Origin of the sequence: Burkholderia sp. ZZQ-2 (genome assembly GCF_050768715.1) — a bacterium.
GTDB lineage: Bacteria > Pseudomonadota > Gammaproteobacteria > Burkholderiales > Burkholderiaceae > Burkholderia > Burkholderia cepacia.
The window spans coordinates 1-5,374 of the sequence record NZ_LDVA01000241.1 but is presented as its reverse complement, the minus strand read 5'-3'; the positions used below and the strand labels follow the sequence as shown (position 1 = coordinate 5,374).

The 5,374-nt window shown below is 68.2% G+C and carries 5 protein-coding genes; 1 reads left to right on the top strand and 4 read right to left on the bottom strand.

Annotated elements, in window-relative coordinates; genetic code table 11:
• Positions 1-1,509 (bottom strand): sensor domain-containing diguanylate cyclase (locus ABY44_RS16190; protein WP_431641400.1); only part of this gene is annotated, 1,509 nt, incomplete at its 3' end.
• Between the two features lie 352 nt (positions 1,510-1,861).
• Here ABY44_RS16190 and ABY44_RS16185 point away from each other — a divergent pair.
• Positions 1,862-2,020: a hypothetical protein gene (locus ABY44_RS16185; protein ID WP_431641399.1), complete on the top strand. Its 159-nt coding sequence runs from the start codon at positions 1,862-1,864 to the stop codon at positions 2,018-2,020.
• Between the two features lie 81 nt (positions 2,021-2,101).
• Here ABY44_RS16185 and ABY44_RS16180 read toward each other — a convergent pair whose 3' ends face one another.
• The 3 genes from ABY44_RS16180 to glcF all read right to left on the bottom strand — a co-directional run.
• Entirely contained in the window at positions 2,102-4,276 is a 2,175-nt protein-coding gene (locus ABY44_RS16180) for a malate synthase G (protein ID WP_431641398.1), read from the bottom strand.
• Positions 4,277-4,317: 41 nt separating this feature from the next.
• On the bottom strand, positions 4,318-4,722 hold the full coding sequence (locus ABY44_RS16175; protein ID WP_027790222.1) for a GlcG/HbpS family heme-binding protein: 405 nt from the start codon (positions 4,720-4,722) through the stop codon (positions 4,318-4,320).
• Positions 4,723-4,742: 20 nt separating this feature from the next.
• The coding region (gene glcF / locus ABY44_RS16170) for a glycolate oxidase subunit GlcF (protein ID WP_431641397.1) at positions 4,743-5,374 on the bottom strand (632 nt) is incomplete at its 5' end.

The window sequence follows — 5,374 nt, the reverse complement described above, 5'->3', positions numbered from 1 at the left end:
GTTGCGCCCGCCTTCCTTCGCGCGATACAGCGCGTCGTCGGCCAGCTTCAGCGCGGCCTGCATGTCGTCGTCGTGTTCCGGATAGCTCGTCGTCACGCCGATGCTTACCGTCAGGCGGCCGGTCGCCCCGGCGTCGTGACGGATGCCGAGATCGAGGATGCCGGTGCGGATCGTCTCGGCGATCGACGCCGCGCCGTCCGTATCGACGTCGGGCAGCACGACGACGAACTCCTCGCCGCCGTAGCGCGCCGCGTAATCGGCCGGGCGGCGCAGGCAGCCGGCGATGCAGTGGCCGACCGCGGCGAGCGCGTCGTCGCCGGCCTGGTGCCCTTGGGTGTCGTTGTAGCGCTTGAAGTAGTCGACATCGATGAACAGCAGCGACAGCGCGTGCTGCGAGCGCGCGGCCCGGCGCCATTCGCGTGCGAGCGTGACGTCGAGCATGCGGCGGTTGTCGAGGCCCGTGAGGCCGTCGGTGCGCGCGAGCGCCTGCAGTTCGGTTTCCGCGCGGTGGCGCTTGCGCAGCTGCACGTCGAGCAGCAGCGACAGGCCGACGAAGCCGATCGCGAGCGCGACCATCGCCGAGCCGATCGGAATCGCACGGTCGTACCACGCGGCGTAGGTATCCGCTTCCGAGCGCGCGACCATGATGATGAGCGGCAGGTGCTCGAGATGCCGGAACACGTACAGGCGGCGCACGCCGTCGATCGACGCGGTATCGGCGAAGCTGCCTTCGTTGGCGGTCATGAACCGCCGGAACGTGCTGGCGTGGCTGATGTCGCGGCCGACGATCTTCGGGTCGTACGGCTCGCGCGCGACCATCTTGCCGTCGGTGTTGATCAGCGCGATCGAGCCGCGATCGCCGAGCGACAGCCGCGAGAACAGGTTCTGGAAATATTCGAGCCGGATCGACATCACGGCGACGCCGCCGAACGAGCCGTCGGGCCCCGTGATCCGCCGGCTGAGCGCGATGCTCGGCGAGCCGCCGCGCAAGCGCGAATGATACGGGGGGCTGACGTACAGGCCGACGTCGGGATGGTCGCGGTGCGTCGTGAAGTACGGCTCGTTGCCGAAGTTGGCCTTGCGCGGCACGTCGCTCTTGCCGTCGACCGCGATGTCGCCCTTCGCGTCGAGCACATAGATGCCGCCGAGGTACTTGGCCGTCGTCGCACGGTCGAACAGCACCTGGCGGCGCAGCGGCATCGGCAGCTTGACGACATCCGGGTCGTTCTCGCCTTCGACGACGGCCTGCAGCGACAGCGAATAGATCTCGATGTTGCGCTCGATGTCCCACGACGCCATCAGCGCGAGATTCTGCTGCATCGAGATCGAGCGGTCGCGCGCGTCGATGCGGCCTTCGTACAGCACGATCCCGCACAGGGACAGCAGGAGCAGCGCGATCAGCAGCCCGGTATAGAAGATCAGGTGCGGCAGCAGGAACCGGCGCAGATGTGCGGCGACACGGCTCGTCAGGCCGGATTCGCTGGGCACTGCGTAATCGGTTTCTGCCATGGTCCGTGGATCGATGGGCATTGCCGCCGGGCGGCGGGCCGATGCGATTGTTCGTATGACGTGGCGGCGGCGATCCGCCACGCGTCCATTCGACGCCTTCCTGCCGGCCGGCGAGAAAATGGACACTGATTACCGGGAATCGCGGCCAGATATACCGGTAAATCGAGCATTTACTGGTGACATCTACGCCGATTCAACGATCCGAGGAATCGGGCAGTGCGAATTCAACGGAGTATAACGCGCGCGTTCGCGCGCGCGGAAAATGTTGCGGGCCGTTGATCCGGATCAAATTTCAGTGAATTCCCGGGCTTGCGAATATCCGGCAAAGCGTTCCAGCGCAAGGCTGTACGGCATGAGCGGCGAAACCGCGGCGCGCGGCCGCCGATTCCATCGGGTTAACGGCAGGCGAGCGAAAAAAATGAAGGCGTCGATATGCGCCGATTATGCGTTTCAGCAGCCGGGCGAACGCGAAAATGAAAACGGGCGGCCGTTGCGGCCGCCCGTTTCGTGAAGCCCGGCGTACGGGCTGCCGGCATACGGGCTCCCGGCGTACGGGCTTCCGGCACGCCGGAAACCCGCGGCACGGCCGTGCTTATCCGCCGTGCTGTTGCGCCTTGAACGCGAGCCGGAACCGGTGCAGCAGCGGCTCGGTATAACCGCTCGGCTGCGACGTGCCCTGCAGCGCGAGCGCGCATGCGGCCTTGAACGCGGTCGACTGGTCGTAGCCGGGCGCCATCGGGCGATAGTTCGGGTCGTCGGCGTTCTGCTGGTCGACGACGCGCGCCATCCGCTTGAACACGTCGAGCACGAACGCCTCGGTGATCACGCCGTGGCGCAGCCAGTTCGCGATGTGCTGGCTCGAGATGCGCAGCGTCGCGCGGTCTTCCATCAGGCCGACGTCGTGGATGTCCGGCACCTTCGAGCAGCCGACGCCCTGTTCGACCCAGCGCACGACGTAGCCGAGGATGCCCTGCGCGTTGTTCTCGACTTCGCTCAGGATCTCGGCTTCGCTCCACGCGGCGCGCTCGACGACCGGCACGGTCAGCAGCCCTTCGAGCAGCGTGTCGCGTTCGCTCGCGTACGGCGTCTTCTCGAGTTCCTGCTGGACGGCCTGCACGTCGACGAGGTGGTAGTGCAGCGCGTGCAGCGTTGCGGCGGTCGGCGACGGCACCCACGCGGTGTTCGCGCCGGCGCGCGGATGCGCGATCTTCTGCTCGAGCATCGCGTGCATCAGGTCGGGCATCGCCCACATGCCCTTGCCGATCTGCGCGCGGCCGCGCAGGCCGGCCGACAGGCCCGCGAGCACGTTGTTCCGCTCGTAAGCCTGGATCCACGCCGACGACTTCATGTCGCCCTTGCGGATCATCGGGCCCGCTTCCATCGCGGTGTGCATCTCGTCGCCGGTGCGATCGAGGAAGCCGGTGTTGATGAACGCGACACGCGCGGCGGCGGCGGCGATACACGCGGCGAGGTTCACGCTGGTGCGGCGCTCCTCGTCCATGATGCCCATCTTCAGCGTGTTGCGCGGCAGGTTGTACAGATCCTCGATGCGCGCGAACAGCGTATCGGCGAATGCGACTTCGACCGGGCCGTGCATCTTCGGCTTCACGATGTAGATCGAGCCGGTGCGCGAGTTGCGCTTCGCCTTCAGGTCGTGCAGCGAGCACAGCACCGTGACGACGCCGTCGAGGATCCCTTCCGGAATCTCGTTGCCGTCGCGGTCGAGCACCGCGCCGTTGGTCATCAGGTGGCCGACGTTGCGCACGAACAGCAGCGAGCGGCCGTGCAGCGACAGCGTGCCGCCGTCGGGCGTCGTGTACTCGCGGTCGGCGTTCAGGCGGCGCGTGAAGGTCTTGCCGCCCTTCGCGACTTCCTCGACCAGCGTGCCCTGCATCAGGCCGAGCCAGTTGCGGTAGAGCTGGACCTTGTCGTCGGCGTCCACCGCCGCGACCGAATCCTCGCAGTCGATGATCGTGCTGACCGCGGCTTCGAGCACGACGTCCTTCACGTTCGCGAGATCGGCGCGGCCGATCGGCGTCGATGCGTCGATCTGGATCTCGAGGTGCAGGCCGTTGTGCTTCAGCAGGATCGCGGACGGCGCGTCGGCCGCGCCCTGGTAGCCGACGAACTGCGCCGGCTGCGCGAGGCCCACGATCCCCTTGGCGGTTTCGACGGCGAGCTGGCCGTCCTGCACGCGGTAGCGCAGCGCGTCGCGGTGCGAGCCGCTCGCGAGCGGCGCCGCGTTGTCGAGCACGTTGCGCGCGTAGTCGATCACGCGCTGGCCGCGCGTCGGGTTGTAGGCCGTGGTGCGTTCGGCGCCGCCGTCTTCAGGCAGTGCATCGGTGCCGTACAGCGCGTCGTACAGGCTGCCCCAGCGGGCGTTCGCGGCGTTCAGCGCATAACGCGCGTTCGACAGCGGCACGACGAGCTGCGGGCCGGCCTGCGTCGCGATCTCGCTGTCGACGTTCGCGGTGGCTGCCGCGACGTTCGACGGGACCGGCACGAGGTAGCCGATTTGTTCGAGGAATGCGCGATACGCGGCGTGGTCGCGCACCGGGCCGGGGTGCGCGCGGTGCCAGGTGTCGAGTTCCTGCTGCAGGCGGTCGCGTTCCGCGAGCAGCTCGCGGTTGCGCGGCGCCAGGTCGTGCACCAGGGCCGAGAAACCGCTCCAGAACGCGGCCTTGTCGATGCCGGTGCCCGGCAACGCTTCGTTTTCAATGAACTGGCTCAGCGCTGGCGCGACTTGCAGTCCTGCTTGGTCGATCATCGTTAATCCTCCCGGGGAAAAATCGCGCGCGGCTTGGCTGGTCATACCGCGACGCTTTGTGTGCCGGCGCGGGCAATCTGCGCGTCCTGTTCGGACTTTACGCCAGACACGCCGATCGCGCCCGCGATCCGGCCACCGACCGTGACCGGCACGCCGCCTTCGAGCAACCCCGTCAGCGGCGCGCTGAGAAACGCGGTGCGGCCGCCGTTGATCATATCCTCATACGCCTTCGTCTCGCGCCGGCCGAGCGCCGCCGCGCGCGCCTTGTCCTGCGCGATACAGGCGCTGGCCGGCGATGCGCCGTCCAGGCGTGCAAACGCGAGCAGGTGGCCGCCGTCGTCGACGACGGCGATCGACACGGCCCAGCCGTGGCGTTCCGCTTCCGCGCGGGCGGCGGCGAGCATGCGGTCGGCATCGGCCAGTTCGAGTTCGGGTTTCGTCTGCATGGAGATCCTCCGGAATCAGGTCAGTTGACGAGTCGGTTGTCGACGAGCTCGATCCAGTGGCGCACGGGCGTGCGGCCCGCGCCGTTCAGGTGAGTCTGGCAGCCTACGTTGGCCGTGACAATCAGGTCCGGCCGCGCGGCTTCGAGCGCATCGAGCTTGTTGTCGCGCAGCGTCGTCGCGAGTTCGGGCTGCGTCAGCGAATACGTGCCGGCCGAGCCGCAGCACAGATGGCCGTCGGCGACATTCGTCAGATCGAAGCCGAGCCGCGTCAGGATGCTTTCCACCGCGCCGCCGAGCCGCTGCGCGTGCTGCAGCGTGCACGGGCAGTGAACCGCGACGCGGCGCGGCGTCGACTCGGCCAGCGCGTCGAGCGGCTCGGCCGCGATCACTTCCGCGAGGTCGCGCGCGAGCGCGCTGACGCGCCGCGCTTTCTCCGCGTAGACGGGGTCGGAGCACAGCAGGTCGCCGTATTCCTTCACGAACGCGCCGCAGCCGCTTGCCGTCAGCACGATCGCTTCCGCGCCCGCTTCGATCGCGGGCCACCATGCGTCGATGTTGCGGCGTGCGCGGGCGAGGCCGGCATCCTGCGCGTTCAGGTGATATTCGGTCGCGCCGCAGCAGCCGGCCTCGCGCGCCGGGCTCACGCTGATGC